At 45.6% G+C, this 12,062-nt stretch carries 25 protein-coding genes and 1 pseudogene; 11 read left to right on the top strand and 15 right to left on the bottom strand.

The features are described from left to right. A partial coding sequence (locus F6K51_RS32900) for a hypothetical protein (protein ID WP_293028880.1) occupies nt 1-274 on the top strand: 274 nt, incomplete at its 5' end. 8 nt (nt 275-282) lie between these two features. After that, the gene (locus tag F6K51_RS32895) at nt 283-1,095 is read left to right on the top strand and encodes an SDR family oxidoreductase (RefSeq protein ID WP_293028875.1); all 813 of its coding nucleotides are present in this window, start codon (nt 283-285) and stop codon (nt 1,093-1,095) included. Nucleotides 1,096-1,144: 49 nt separating this feature from the next. Here F6K51_RS32895 and F6K51_RS32890 read toward each other — a convergent pair whose 3' ends face one another. From F6K51_RS32890 to F6K51_RS32860, 7 genes are all read right to left on the bottom strand, one after another. Next, a complete protein-coding gene (locus F6K51_RS32890) occupies nt 1,145-1,288 on the bottom strand; it encodes a hypothetical protein (protein ID WP_293028869.1) in 144 nt (47 codons plus the stop codon). Nucleotides 1,289-1,304: 16 nt separating this feature from the next. Next, entirely contained in the window at nt 1,305-2,240 is a 936-nt protein-coding gene (gene dacB / locus F6K51_RS32885; protein WP_293028866.1) for a D-alanyl-D-alanine carboxypeptidase/D-alanyl-D-alanine-endopeptidase, read from the bottom strand. Nucleotides 2,241-2,456: 216 nt separating this feature from the next. Further along, nucleotides 2,457-2,840, bottom strand: coding sequence for a hypothetical protein (locus F6K51_RS32880; protein ID WP_293028862.1), 384 nt, complete (start codon nt 2,838-2,840; stop codon nt 2,457-2,459). Next, nucleotides 2,806-3,108, bottom strand: a complete 303-nt coding sequence (locus F6K51_RS32875) for a hypothetical protein (RefSeq protein ID WP_293028859.1) — start codon at nt 3,106-3,108, stop codon at nt 2,806-2,808. Before F6K51_RS32875 ends, F6K51_RS32880 begins: the two co-directional genes overlap by 35 nt. Before the next feature lie 458 nt (nt 3,109-3,566). Next, on the bottom strand, nt 3,567-4,127 hold the full coding sequence (locus F6K51_RS32870; protein WP_293028853.1) for a Uma2 family endonuclease: 561 nt from the start codon (nt 4,125-4,127) through the stop codon (nt 3,567-3,569). A gap of 159 nt (nt 4,128-4,286) precedes the next feature. Then, the gene (locus tag F6K51_RS32865; protein ID WP_293028848.1) at nt 4,287-4,430 is read right to left on the bottom strand and encodes a hypothetical protein; all 144 of its coding nucleotides are present in this window, start codon (nt 4,428-4,430) and stop codon (nt 4,287-4,289) included. A gap of 37 nt (nt 4,431-4,467) precedes the next feature. Next, complete coding sequence (locus tag F6K51_RS32860; RefSeq protein WP_293028845.1) at nt 4,468-6,228, bottom strand: asparaginase; 1,761 nt, start codon at nt 6,226-6,228, stop codon at nt 4,468-4,470. A gap of 176 nt (nt 6,229-6,404) precedes the next feature. On the opposite strand from F6K51_RS32860, the pseudogene F6K51_RS32855 reads away from it, so the two are divergent. Next, nucleotides 6,405-6,833: pseudogene (locus F6K51_RS32855) on the top strand (DUF29 domain-containing protein). On the opposite strand, the gene F6K51_RS32850 reads toward F6K51_RS32855, so the two are convergent. Then, nucleotides 6,794-6,946 carry a hypothetical protein gene (locus F6K51_RS32850; protein ID WP_293028888.1) on the bottom strand — a complete coding sequence of 51 codons (153 nt, stop codon included), beginning with the start codon at nt 6,944-6,946 and terminating at the stop codon, nt 6,794-6,796. The pseudogene F6K51_RS32855 and the gene F6K51_RS32850 overlap by 40 nt on opposite strands. Nucleotides 6,947-7,035: 89 nt before the next feature. Between F6K51_RS32850 and F6K51_RS32845 the strand changes: the two genes are divergently transcribed. Together F6K51_RS32845 and F6K51_RS32840 are read left to right on the top strand one after the other, a co-directional pair. Then, complete coding sequence (locus tag F6K51_RS32845) at nt 7,036-7,170, top strand: hypothetical protein (protein WP_293028840.1); 135 nt, start codon at nt 7,036-7,038, stop codon at nt 7,168-7,170. 53 nt (nt 7,171-7,223) lie between these two features. Further along, complete coding sequence (locus F6K51_RS32840; protein ID WP_293028835.1) at nt 7,224-7,385, top strand: anacyclamide/piricyclamide family prenylated cyclic peptide; 162 nt, start codon at nt 7,224-7,226, stop codon at nt 7,383-7,385. Nucleotides 7,386-7,397: 12 nt separating this feature from the next. Here F6K51_RS32840 and F6K51_RS32835 read toward each other — a convergent pair whose 3' ends face one another. After that, a complete protein-coding gene (locus tag F6K51_RS32835) occupies nt 7,398-7,670 on the bottom strand; it encodes a hypothetical protein (protein WP_293028832.1) in 273 nt (90 codons plus the stop codon). 6 nt (nt 7,671-7,676) lie between these two features. Continuing rightward, on the bottom strand, nt 7,677-7,856 hold the full coding sequence (locus tag F6K51_RS32830; protein WP_293028829.1) for a hypothetical protein: 180 nt from the start codon (nt 7,854-7,856) through the stop codon (nt 7,677-7,679). 180 nt (nt 7,857-8,036) lie between these two features. Here F6K51_RS32830 and F6K51_RS32825 point away from each other — a divergent pair, with 180 nt between their 5' ends. Next, nucleotides 8,037-8,261: a DUF2281 domain-containing protein gene (locus F6K51_RS32825; protein WP_293028883.1), complete on the top strand. Its 225-nt coding sequence runs from the start codon at nt 8,037-8,039 to the stop codon at nt 8,259-8,261. A gap of 94 nt (nt 8,262-8,355) precedes the next feature. On the opposite strand, the gene F6K51_RS32820 is transcribed toward F6K51_RS32825, so the two are convergent. Then, nucleotides 8,356-8,802 (bottom strand): type II toxin-antitoxin system VapC family toxin, encoded by a 447-nt coding sequence (locus tag F6K51_RS32820; protein ID WP_293028826.1) that lies wholly within the window; start codon nt 8,800-8,802, stop codon nt 8,356-8,358. After that, entirely contained in the window at nt 8,799-9,053 is a 255-nt protein-coding gene (locus F6K51_RS32815; protein WP_293028823.1) for a hypothetical protein, read from the bottom strand. The genes F6K51_RS32820 and F6K51_RS32815 overlap by 4 nt, the downstream gene beginning before the upstream one ends. Before the next feature lie 23 nt (nt 9,054-9,076). On the opposite strand from F6K51_RS32815, the gene F6K51_RS32810 reads away from it, so the two are divergent. Together F6K51_RS32810 and F6K51_RS38740 are read left to right on the top strand one after the other, a co-directional pair. Further along, entirely contained in the window at nt 9,077-9,565 is a 489-nt protein-coding gene (locus F6K51_RS32810; RefSeq protein WP_293028820.1) for a hypothetical protein, read from the top strand. Nucleotides 9,566-9,599: 34 nt separating this feature from the next. Further along, nucleotides 9,600-9,764 carry an anacyclamide/piricyclamide family prenylated cyclic peptide gene (locus F6K51_RS38740; RefSeq protein WP_364302999.1) on the top strand — a complete coding sequence of 55 codons (165 nt, stop codon included), beginning with the start codon at nt 9,600-9,602 and terminating at the stop codon, nt 9,762-9,764. A gap of 115 nt (nt 9,765-9,879) precedes the next feature. On the opposite strand, the gene F6K51_RS32805 is transcribed toward F6K51_RS38740, so the two are convergent. After that, nucleotides 9,880-10,140: a hypothetical protein gene (locus F6K51_RS32805; RefSeq protein WP_293028817.1), complete on the bottom strand. Its 261-nt coding sequence runs from the start codon at nt 10,138-10,140 to the stop codon at nt 9,880-9,882. A gap of 59 nt (nt 10,141-10,199) precedes the next feature. Here F6K51_RS32805 and F6K51_RS32800 point away from each other — a divergent pair, with 59 nt between their 5' ends. After that, a complete protein-coding gene (locus tag F6K51_RS32800; protein WP_293028814.1) occupies nt 10,200-10,352 on the top strand; it encodes a hypothetical protein in 153 nt (50 codons plus the stop codon). Nucleotides 10,353-10,394: 42 nt separating this feature from the next. Here the strand turns inward: F6K51_RS32800 and F6K51_RS32795 are convergent, their stop codons facing one another. Beyond that, entirely contained in the window at nt 10,395-10,526 is a 132-nt protein-coding gene (locus F6K51_RS32795) for a hypothetical protein (RefSeq protein ID WP_293028811.1), read from the bottom strand. Nucleotides 10,527-10,690: 164 nt separating this feature from the next. Between F6K51_RS32795 and F6K51_RS32790 the strand changes: the two genes are divergently transcribed. Together F6K51_RS32790 and F6K51_RS32785 are read left to right on the top strand one after the other, a co-directional pair. Then, nucleotides 10,691-10,858 carry a hypothetical protein gene (locus F6K51_RS32790; protein ID WP_293028808.1) on the top strand — a complete coding sequence of 56 codons (168 nt, stop codon included), beginning with the start codon at nt 10,691-10,693 and terminating at the stop codon, nt 10,856-10,858. After that, complete coding sequence (locus F6K51_RS32785; RefSeq protein ID WP_293028805.1) at nt 10,806-11,738, top strand: GNAT family N-acetyltransferase; 933 nt, start codon at nt 10,806-10,808, stop codon at nt 11,736-11,738. Before F6K51_RS32790 ends, F6K51_RS32785 begins: the two co-directional genes overlap by 53 nt. On the opposite strand, the gene F6K51_RS32780 is transcribed toward F6K51_RS32785, so the two are convergent. Beyond that, nucleotides 11,713-11,850, bottom strand: a complete 138-nt coding sequence (locus F6K51_RS32780; protein WP_293028802.1) for a hypothetical protein — start codon at nt 11,848-11,850, stop codon at nt 11,713-11,715. The two genes, F6K51_RS32785 and F6K51_RS32780, sit on opposite strands and share 26 nt — an antisense overlap. Nucleotides 11,851-12,062 lie beyond the last annotated feature (212 nt).

The raw sequence follows: 12,062 nt of genomic DNA, 5'->3' as shown, positions 1-12,062 counted from the left end.
GCATCTGTGGAATGGGCATCTGTGGAATGGGCATCTGTGGAATGGGCATCTTGCCCGTGACCGGAATGGGCATCTGTGGAATGGGCATCTGTGGAATGGGCATCTTGCCCGTGACCGGAATGGGCATCTTGCCCGTTATCAATATTTTCGCGCGGGCAGGATGCCCACTCTACTCCTATTCATTCCAAGACTGACCCAACGCCCCCGATTCCCGATTCCCGATTCCCGACTCCCGACTCCCGATTCCCGACTCCCGACTCCCTGTTCCCTATAGATTCAACCATGACCTTCAATCAACAGCACGCTATTATCACAGGGGGTTCCAGTGGGATTGGCAAAGCTACTGCCAAATTATTAGCCCAGAAGGGAGCTAATCTGACCTTGATTGCTAGGGATACAGCTAAGCTAGAGCAGGCTAAAGTCGAGCTTGAAGGGATGCGAAGGCATCCGCAAGCAAAAATTATCACTATTTCTGCTGATGTTTCCCAGCAGATACAGGTAGAAGCAGCTATTGAGCAAGCAATTGACCAAATCGGTCCGGCTGACCTATTAATCACTAGCGCTGGTATTGCTCATCCCGGTTACTTCCAAGAGCTGCCCATAGAGGTATTTGAACAAACCATGGCAGTTAACTATTTTGGTTCCCTCTATGCTATTAAAGCAGTACTACCCAGCATGGTAGAGCAACAAAAGGGTCATATTGTACTGCTATCTTCCGGTGCTGGACTGATTGGTATTTATGGCTATACCCCTTACTGTCCCAGTAAATTTGCCTTGCGGGGTTTAGCGGAATCCTTGCGCGGTGAGTTAAAGCCCCAAGGTATTCATGTTTCTATTGTCTATCCTCCCGATACCGATACCCCACAACTGGAAGCAGAAAATAAAACCAAGCCCCTGGAAACTAAGATGATTACTGGCAGTGCCCAGATGTGGAGTGCAACTGCTGTAGCGAATCAGATTGTACGAGGTATTGAGAAAAAGCAGTTTGGGATCATGCCAGGATTCGAGATGAGATTACTAGGCCGGTTCCATAGCTTGCTCGCTCCGGGATTGAATTGGTATTTTGATCGGATTGTTGCAGGGAATAGGGAATAGGGAATAGGGAATAGGGAATAGGGAATAGGGGGAAGACTAGTTTGAAGGATTAGACAGTCGGGAGTCGGAACCCACCCCTAACCCCTCCCAGGAGGGGAACGGGAGTCGGGAGTCGGATAATTACCCTTAATAAAAATCTCCCCATCTCCCCATCTCCCCATCTCCCCATCTCCCCATCTCCCCATCTCCCCATCTCCCCAGCCTCTCTATCAACTACAAGGCATCAGCTGAGTTAAGCGCAGAACGATCTGATCAATTCCCTTTTCTAAGACTTTGCCTGACTGGGATGGTTGATTAACCATGATGCTAAACACAATAGTTCCGTAATCGGGATGTTCTAGATATCCAGACAGAGCTTTCACTCCTCTGAGGGTGCCGGTTTTGGCTTGAACTTTGGTTTGTGTAGAGGGATGACGCAACCGATTTTTCAGAGTACCGCTCACTCCCGCAACTGGTAAAGAAGCGAAGAAAACTTCATTATTATTAGCATCACTCATCCCTTTGAGAGTGGTTACAAATACCTCCGGAGTCGCTAAATTTTTCCGGGATAAGCCAGACCCATCTACCAATCGATAACTATTAGGGTTAACTCCTAATTCCGCCAAAGCATCCTGCACTACTTCTGACCCGCCAATATAGCGCAATAAGGTATCAGCATAACTATTGTTGCTTTTTAGATTCGTTATCTTCACCCATTCTTCCATTGACTTAGAGCGAATCGGAGTATTGGGATGAAGCTTGTTTAATGCTGCCGCTGTAGTTAATAGTTTGATGTTAGAAGCAGGGATAAAGTATTGATTAGCATTGTGGCTGTAGAAAACCTTCTCTTCCGATAATGATTCAACCACAATCCCCCATTTCCCTCTGGCAAAGGAAGGATGATCGATAATCGAGTTAATTACTGGTGGCAGAAACTCCGGACAAATGCCATTCTTGTTCGTTTCCGGAGGAGGAACAGGGATTTTAATGGAATCGGGAGGAGCTATTTCTGGAGGAACCACAGAAATTTCCAGAGATTTTCCCTCTTGCCTTAAGTCCGCAACTGTTCTAGCGCTAGCTTTTCTAGACGTAATAGGAGATACCGTAGTCAGCACAGCTACAGTTAGCATTCCTAAGGATTTCAACCAATAATTCAATTGGGTCATAGTGAGGTAGTCGTGTTGCTACAGTTCAACAAGCACTAACAGATCAAAAAAAGCCTTGGTAGTTTAGGGTTTTATCCCAAACTACATCCTACAATACCTTTGACAAAACTGAAGAATTTTTCGTTGCTTAATTAAAAATAATCATACCGAAAATACCGACATTATAATACTACCGAGAGAGACTATAACTAGTCTTTCAATATTCCTGAATTTTATTCAAAAATAGATTAAATTTCTATGAATATTAGATGAATTTATCCATTTTTTTTTAAGGTTGTTCGCCCAAGGGGTTGCGGTAGGGAAGGTTGAAGGTTGAAGGTTGTTCGCGTAGCGTGGCCATTCGCGTAGCGTGGCCCAAAGGCCAAGGCCAAGGTTGTTCGCGTAGCGTGGCCATTCGCGTAGCGTGGCCCAAAGGCCAAGGCCAAGGTTACAGGTTGTTCGCGTAGCGTGGCCATTCGCGTAGCGTGGCCCAAAGGCCAAGGCCAAGGTTACAGGTTGTTCGCGTAGCGTGGCCGAAAGGCCAATCGCATTCAGGATTAGACCTCGCACAGTCAAACAGCAAAAATCATCTGCACCGGTTAGGGACGGGCTCGCACTCATTTTCTCGGTAGCCAGTTTTGGGACAGCCCGCCCGAAAATTGTCACAGGCAAGATGCCCGTTCCACAACAAGATGCCCATGGCACCCACCGGGTCCGCTGCCAAAAAGGAACGGGCAAGATGCCCATTCCACAGATGCCCATCAAGGCTACGGGCAAGATGCCCATTCCACAGATGTCCATTCCACCAGATGCCCATTCCGGTCACGGGCAAGATGCCCATTCCACAGATGCCCATTCCACAGAGATAATTGTGATTTTTTGGTGCCATTATGGAAGTAGCTCCTATTTAGGTGGGAGAAAAGCCGCGCTGGGGATGATTAACGGGCATATCCAGCGCGGTTATTAGTTTCAGTCTGTACTTTCTATACTATACATAACTACTCGAAAAAATGCAAGGGTTGATTAAACTTTGTTACATTTATTTACAATTAACTTTACTGGCAACTTTTGAACTCAATTATGTGTAATTAATTGTTAGTTTTTTTGTTAGCTTAGCAGTTAACTATTACCTGATAATTTGCTCTTTATTTAATTTCATAGTTAGGTAGGGTGGGCAGTGCTTGAAACCGATAATAACAGATAGCGTTCGCGTAGCGTGGCCGAAAGGCCAATCGCATTACCAGGCACTGCCCACCCTACGATTATCAATTTTGTACTGCTGTCATAACAATAGAATTTAAATTAAAACCAGCTTAGGCTGACTGCTGATCGCTGATCGCTGAATGCTTAGGTGACATCTTCATACAAAGCCTCAATACTAGTAATAAAATCAACACTTTCTAAATTAATTTCACTACCTGGATCATAAAATTGCAATGTCCAAATTCCCTGGGCATTACGGCGGAAGCAGTCTAGGCGCTGATGGTCTTGGCTAATTAAGACATATTCCACCAATGTGTCTAATTTTTGATAGTTATAAAATTTGTTACCCCGGTCAAAGGCTTCGGTTTTGGGAGATAAAACTTCGACAATTAAACAAGGATATTTTTTATAATTGGTCAATTCTCTATCTCTGGCATCGCAAGTCACCATAACATCAGGATAGTAATAACTATTGGCGGCTTCAATATACGCTTTCATATCTGCCATATAAACCCGACAACCAGTGCCTCTTACATGATTTCTTAACAGTGCAAATAAGTTTCCGGCAATAGTAACATGGGCATCACTGGCTCCAGCCATAGCATAGATTTCTCCATCACTATACTCGTGTTTGATGGCACTATCTTCTTCTTGGGAGAGATAGTCTTCTTTTGAAATGTAATTTGGTATTTTATCAGCAATCATGGTAGTTTAAAGATAGTGACTCTATTAGTTTAGAATAAAGGGAATAGGGAATAGGGAATAGGGAATAGGGAATAGAGAGTAGGGAGTAGGGAGTAGGGAGTAGGTAACAAAAAGCATCACAATCCCTACACGGATTTATAGAAATAATTGGAAACTGTTTTAAGTGTATTGATGTCTAAAGAAAAGCGATCGCAAAGCACTTATAAAGGAACATTGCGCTTTGTACTTATTCCCTAATATCATGTCCGGATAATTACCCTTAATCAAAATCTCCCCCATCTCCCCATCTCCCCATCTCCCCACCCTACTGTTAATTATGGGTATTCAACCGGACTTGATATTATTTCTTCTTACCCTTACCCTGGGATTTATGCTTGCCCTTACCCTGGGATTTATTCTTGCCCTTAGCATCGGACTGTTCGGGATAAATATAGAAGGGCTCTTTGCCGTAATTCTCGATATAAAGCTTGGTGCCACCATCAGTAGTTTCACCTTCTAGGATCAGCTTGGATGAGCGGGTGTCAGGATCTGGTTCGCCCCCGGCCTGATAAACGGCTTGGTTGTCCCGGTCATAGAAGATTAATTGACCGTCTTCTTGCATATGCAATTGACCAGGCAACTTGGCAGAGCTGGGATCCTCAAGGAACACGAAAGGCTCTTCTAAGCTAGTGCCAGTTAAGACTGGACCCTGTCCGGGCTCGTTGGTCAAAATGGCAGTGCCATCAAGAGCCATAATTGTCTCTCCCGGCGCTAAGAAGCCTTCTCCTCTGGCATCGAGAACGTTGACATCCATAATCTCGCCCACGAGATTAGTCATCATCAGTTCTTTAATCTTGTATTGATCCCAGTTATAGTATTTAGCTAACAGCTTTAAGTAGGTAAGCTTGGTGGCAGCGGCAATTGGGGTCATATCATAGGCACCAACTGCTCCTACCTGACTCAGCCATGAACCTGCTGCGTAGGTCTGGGAATTGACAATCCCGCTGAGAACTTGTGTACACTCAACAATCACGGTACCATTGTTATCAGCTTCGTCGAGAACTTTGTAAATCGCCCCATTCTCAGGAGTGTCTGGATTGCCAGACGGGAAATTACCTGCCCCATAAGACTCCAGAATTAAACCATCGACTCCCTGATTAATACAGGCCGCCAGCATATCCCCAAGTACGCTGGTATTGGGGTCAGCAGAGACATCATAATAGGCGGGGAAAGCCGAAAAGGGAAGAATGGTAATGCTGTTAATATTATCGTTAATGTAGGTCAGTTGAGCTGATAAAGCGTCATAAGCAGGCTCGCCCTTGACAGAGAGTGCAAGAGAGGGGTCTGTGGGCAAGGGGCGCACGACTTTGTTGTCCACGTCAAAGTCTAAGCCATATTCCCCAATATTGGGATAGTTGGGAGTGGAGAAGGCTTTGAACTCACTGGCGTTGGTCTTGACCGTGCGATTGCCCCTCATTAAGGTGGAATCAAAGTACAGACAAACTTCCGGTACACCTTCACAACAGGAGGTTACGGCACCACAGACGTTTTGGAGTGCATCGGTGTTGAAGCGTACAGTATAGGAGGAGTCGGCTTTCTCTACAAATAGTGGCAGTTGGGAGCCAGTCACAACCAACGGCTTGCTCAACAAAGCGTTATAGTTGCCATCGCTATCTAACCCCGTCATCAAAAACGACAGTATGGAAGCGGTCCAAGCCATGGTGTCCGTGCCATGGAGCACAATAAAAGACTCATAGCTATCGTAGGCTTCCAGGATTGCGATCGCAATAGTACACCAGTCTTGGGGCTGCAAGTTGGTACTGTCGAGAGTGCTGTTATTGGGACCAAACCCGATATCAATATAGCCAATGGTACAATCGGGATATTGACTTTGAATTATCGGCAAAATATTCTCATCAAACGCCTTTTGGAAACCAACAGTATCTAGTGGATACAGCCCATCGGGTCCCTGCACAGAACCAATGGTGCCCCCTGTGTATAAAATCCCTATGTTCATAAAACAATCATAAAATTTGTTTGCTACTAAATTATACAGAATTGATGGGAAAAGGGAATAGGTAACAGGGAATAGGGAACAGGTAACCTTAGGAAGGAGTGCCAAATATTTTTTGATTTTATAGCGTTTATCGCAGTTATGATTTACAGTCTTATTTAACGTTGATTCCCTGTCTTGATGCAGCGATCGCTATTCCCGATTCCCGATTCCCGATTCCCGATTCCCGATTCCCGATTCCCGATTCCCTGTTCTCTAAATAAATAACATTAGTATCTAAAATCATGAAACCATACACATCCTATGAAACTGACTACTATCAATGGATACAGGAAACCGTAGAAAATCTCCGAAATCGTAATTTTAGTGAGGTGGACTGGGAGAATTTAATTGAAGAAATTGAAAGCATGGGTAAAAGTTAAAAGCGAGCATTATTGAGTCTTTTAACCCGTCTTTTATAACACCTGCTGAAACTGGCTTATTGGAAATCTGAACAAGAACGAAATAGGAATCATTGGGCGGCTGAAGTTGTTAACTTTCGCACCCAAATTAAAACTATTATTGAGGATAGCCCTAGCCTTCGTACTCAACTGGAAACTTTCTATGACAAAGCCTATACCAGTGCTGTAAAATCCGTTTCTAAACTGTTTACACTTCCCCCAGAAGCAGAAATTTATCTCACACAAGCTTTGGATGACGATTGGTTTCCATAACGGTTGGCGAGTTGTTTAAGTACATAGTTATGGTTGTTTAGGGAACAGGGAACAGGGAACAGGGAACAAGGAATAGGGAACAGGGAACAGTCAATAGAGCAATTGGCCTCCAAAATAAGTTATTTTTATAATTTTAAATTAGGTTTTTTGCGCAATTTTAATAATTAAAATATCTGCAAATTGCTATATTATTTCCGGTATAATGAGGTACACATTATTTTTATCCGATTCCCGATTCCCGATTCCCGATTCCCGATTCTCTATTTACTGTTCCCTGTTCCCTAAAACCGAGAACTCTGTACCTCACAAAATTAAGAACCGCTATATCCTAGGTTGACATCTCAAGAAAGGGTAGAATAAATTCAGAATAATTGATTCTGGGTGAAAATCATGAAAACTAAGAAACTCACTCCCCTTCAAGCTGCTCCTGTTCAGCGTGAAACTGTGGGGAATGCTTCAACAGCAGATGCTAATGCGATCGCACCGGCTGGTGCAGGCGGCGGCAGGGGGTTACCGAGGGGTGTTCCTTTTGCGGGCGGCGATGCTGAGTAGTTGCGTGACGGGCTAGCCCTGATTTTCTGACAATTGGAACGGGCAAGATGCCTGTTCCACGTTCGATGCTGAGAATTGTAACCGGCAAGATGCCTGTTCCACGTTCGATGCTGAGAATTGTAACCGGCAAGATGCCGGTTCCACATTGGATGCTGAGAATTGTAACCGGCAAGATGCCGGTTCCACATTCGATTCCCATTCCACATTGGATGCCCGTTCCATGGCATTTGGAAACAGGCAAGATGCCGGTTCCACATTCGATTCCCATTCTACCCACTGGGTCAAACAGCTTTAATCAGATGCATCCTGAAGATGGAAGCGATCGCATCTGAAGCATGCTTTACGATAATAGAGTAAAAACAATACTTCCGCCTCTGGTGGGCAGTGGCTGATCAGCTCTTCACCAACCTTGCCAATTTCGCGATTCTTGCCACTGCCCACCCTACCATTCTTGAGTAGAAGCGATCGCATTTGCCAATCCTTGACAGATAGACTAAAAAAAATACTTCCGCCTCTGGTGGGCAGTGGCTGATCAGCTCTTCACCAACCTTGCCGATTTCGCGATTCTTGCCACTGCCCACCCTACGATTAATCTCCCGATTCCCGATTCCCGATTCCCGACTCCCTACGTTACTGGTTAAAATAAACGTTATGAATACTGAGTTAGCCTTATGGAAAGTCGTTATTAGTCTGCCTGAACATCTCAAGAGGGAACTATTGCATTATGCAGACTATTTACGAGAAAACTATCCAAATAATACACAATCTGATCACGAAAAGATAGGAACCACTCACGGTTATGGTAGTTGGGCAGGTCAAATCATTATGTCAGATGATTTTGATGAACCATTAGAAGATTTGGTAGAATATATGTAATATCATGTCCGGTTGAATACTTATACTAGGCGCAAAAGCAAGGCAGAAGGCAGAAGTAAAAGAATAAGGTTTCAAGGTATAAAGTTTTTTCTAACTAATTCTCCGGACCTGATATTACTCGATAGTCCCAGGGATTGGTAATGGCAATATTACAGTTTTTAAAATCATCAACATTACGAGTCGCAAGGGTAGCATTATGGATTAAACAAATAGCTGCAATTTGAGCATCGGCTTGAGAAATTGGTTGTCCTATTTTTATTCTTTTGGATGCAATTAAGGCAAAACTTACAGCCGCTTTTTGGTCAAAAGAAAGAATACGCCCTGAGAAGTCTTCTGTAAACATTAAGTTAGCCGCTTTTTGCAGTTCATCTTGTCTTTTACCTTGGGGTAAAATAGCAATACCATACAGAATTTCGGCTTGAGTAATGGTAGTAGTATATAAGTTGGTTATAAGTTGTTGAGATGTCCAGTTAGAGATACTTACTGAACAGTTATTACCTTTCATTAACTCGGAAATGACATTAGTATCTAAAATGATCATTGATAAAATTGAGGAGGAGTACGCATTTTATCTCTGGTAATTTCTGGAATTTCTACATCTGCTAAATGAGCAAAACGTTGTTTGATTCTCTCGGCAAGATTTAAAGATTTTGTGGGAGTTTCAGCTTGTCGATAATCTTGGGTCAAATTAGTTTGTTGAGCAACTAACTTAAAAGTCTCAACAATTTCTGTAATGATAGCAATCTGTTTTGGACTTAGACCACTGACATCGATTACTTTGTTTTCCATCACAAGTTTACTCGTTCGTTTACGTAATGGTATGCCTGATTATAGGTAAGCTATCAGCTAATGCGCTACGCGCACGCTACTTGAGGTGCTATCAGATTATGCCCATAGCCCACACTACACATTCTAATCAAACTCCCCATCACCCCATCACCCCATCTCTAAAAAAAGTAGTTCCGGCTGGTGGGCAGTGGCTGATCATATATTCACCGCTGTTTACCAATTCCGTTGCTAGCCACTGCCCACCCTACGATTCTCCCCATTACCCCATCTCCCCATCTCTAAAAAAAGTAGTTCCTGGTTGGTGGGCAGTGGCTGATGATATATTCACGGCTCTGGCTAATTCCGTTGCTAGCCACTGCCCACCCTACGATTATCCCTATCTCCCCATCTCCCTATCTCCCTATCTCCCTATCTCCCTATCTCCCCATCTCCCCATCTCCCCACTCCCCACTCCCCACGTAACAAAACGTAAGAAAAAACCTATTGACACAGGCACAGCCAACTCAATAAGCTAAACCACAGAAAGTTTAATTCTATGGAGATGAAACCATGCCCAAGAAAAAACTCCTACCCAAACAGACTGCTCCTGTTTCTCGAAACGGGGTAGCAAGGCAAAATGAGGAGTCAGTCTCCGAGTCCCTCTCCCAGTACTGTGGAGCGTCAGAAGTAAATCCAATGAAAGGACGTCCTTTTGCGGGCGACGACGCCGAGTAGTGCCCTTAATTTACCACTATCCGATCAAAATGTCAAAACCCCTTTTTGGTCTCGGATGGCGCACGATTCGCCTGGATAAATTGGCGAGCTACCTGTGCAACTAACTCGTTTTCGGTTACCTGGCACGGGCGTGCTTGGCGGGCATTAGTCGCAGAAGGTAGAGTCGCACTCGAAACTGAGGGCTGACTTGAGAGAAGCTTGCTACCCCAGTGGCATTGTGGAGCAGGCTTCTTCTTGGGTTTATAGCGTTGGCAGAAGCCTTGATATGAGAGGCGGCATGAATAGGAGTGGGGTGGGCATCCTGCCTGCCTGGGAATATTGATAACCGGCAAGATGCCGGTTCCAAGGCAGGAAACAGGCAAGATGCCTGTTCCACAACAAGATGTCCATTCCACCCACTGGGTAAAAGAGTAATAATTTAGATGCCTCCTGAAGATGAAAGCGATCGCATTTGCTGGCTGCATGACACAGAGAGTAAAAAAAGTTCCTGTCTGGTGGGCAGTGGCTGATCATAGCTTCACGGCTGCTGGCCAATTTCAGGCAACAGCCACTGCCCACCCTACGATTCCTCCCCATCTCCCCATCTGAAAATGGAAGCGATCGCATTTGCTGGCTGCATGACAGATAGAGTTAAAAAAAGTTCCTGTCTGGTGGGCAGTGGCTGATCATAGCTTCACGGCTGCTGGCCAATTTCAGGCAACAGCCACTGCCCACCCTACGATTCCTCCCCATCTCCCCATCTGAAAATGGAAGCGATCGCATTTGCTGGCTGCATGACAGATAGAGTTAAAAAAAGTTCCTGTCTGGTGGGCAGTGGCTGATCATAGCTTCACGGCTGCTAGCCAATTTCAGGCAACAGCCACTGCCCACCCTACGATTAATTTCCCGATTCCCGATTCCCGTTCCCCTCCTGGGAGGGGTTAGGGGTGGGTTCCGATTCCCGATTCCCGATTCCCGATTCCCGATTCCCGATTCCCGACTCCCGATTCCCGATTCCCGATTCCCGATTCCCGATTCCCGATTCCCAATTCCCCAAAGCCAGTGACTACCACCTACTCCCCCCAAATTACCTATCAGTGGCTCGAAAACTTTGATGCTGCTGCCTCCTTAGAATACGATGACTACACCTGCCCCAGCATTGCTAGCCACTGGCAAGGTGCCAGCCCTCTCGGGGAACTGCTGGGTTTAGCAGCAGTAGAAAATGATGAAATGGTGGGCTTGCTGGTGGCGGAACTGCGCAAAGACCCCAAAACCGACACCACTAGTGGGGTCATTCTTTCCCTGTTCGTCCACCCAGAAAACCGCAGACAGGGGGTTGCCAGCGGGTTAATCACCCATCTGGAAGGCCACGTCCGGGAACTGGGTTGTAGCCAAATGGAGCTATCCTACCAAGCCACAGAACTCACCACCGTTGCCTTAGAACCCTTGCTGGAAAGATTGGGATGGGAAACTCCTAAAATTTCCCTAATTTTGGCAAAATCTGATAGCGAACATATTGCCCAAGCCCCCTGGATCCACCACTATCGTTTCCCGAAAGATTTCACCCTGTTTCCTTGGGCAGAGCTAACCCCAGCCCAGGAGGAACGGATTCACCAACGGCAAAAGCAAAAGGTTTGGTATCCTGAATCCTTGTCTCCGTTTCTGGAACCCTCAAAACTAGAACCCCTCAACAGTTTGGGTTTGCTCTATCAAGGAGAGGTTGTGGGTTGGATGGTGAACCACCGGGTTGGCCCAGATACTATCCGCTATACCTCGATGTTTGTGGTGCGACGGTTCCAACGGCGTGGCCGTGGTGCCATGCTGGTTGCAGAGTCTATCATGGCTCAACTCGATAGCGATATTCCTTACTATACCTGTGCGGTGGGGGAGAGTAACCAACCGATGCTTCAATTCGTGGATCGTCGCCTTAAACCTTATTTGACGTCATTGACTGAAGCGTATCGGAGTCTTAAGAAATTAGGGAGTAGGGAGTAGGGAGTAGGGAGTGTGGGGAGATGGGGAGATGGGGTGATGGGGAGATGGGGAGATGGGGTGATGGGGTGATGGGGTGATGGGGTGATGGGGAGAGAACAGGAGCAGGGAACAAGAATTCTTACAATTGATTTAGGATTGCTATTATCCAAGAAAGTAAGTAGGGTGTGTTAGCCGATAGGCGTAACGCACCGGGCTTTTGTGTTAGCCGATAGGCGTAACGCACCGGGCTTTTGTGTTAGCCGATAGGCGTAACGCACCGGGCTTTTGTGTTAGCCGATAGGCGTAACGCACCGGGCTTTTGTGTTAGCCGATAGGCGTAACGCA

This window comes from Moorena sp. SIO3I8 (assembly GCF_010692325.1).
Classification (GTDB): domain Bacteria; phylum Cyanobacteriota; class Cyanobacteriia; order Cyanobacteriales; family Coleofasciculaceae; genus Moorena.
The sequence above is the reverse complement of the archived record's forward strand: the minus strand, read 5'-3'. Positions and strand labels throughout refer to the sequence as shown.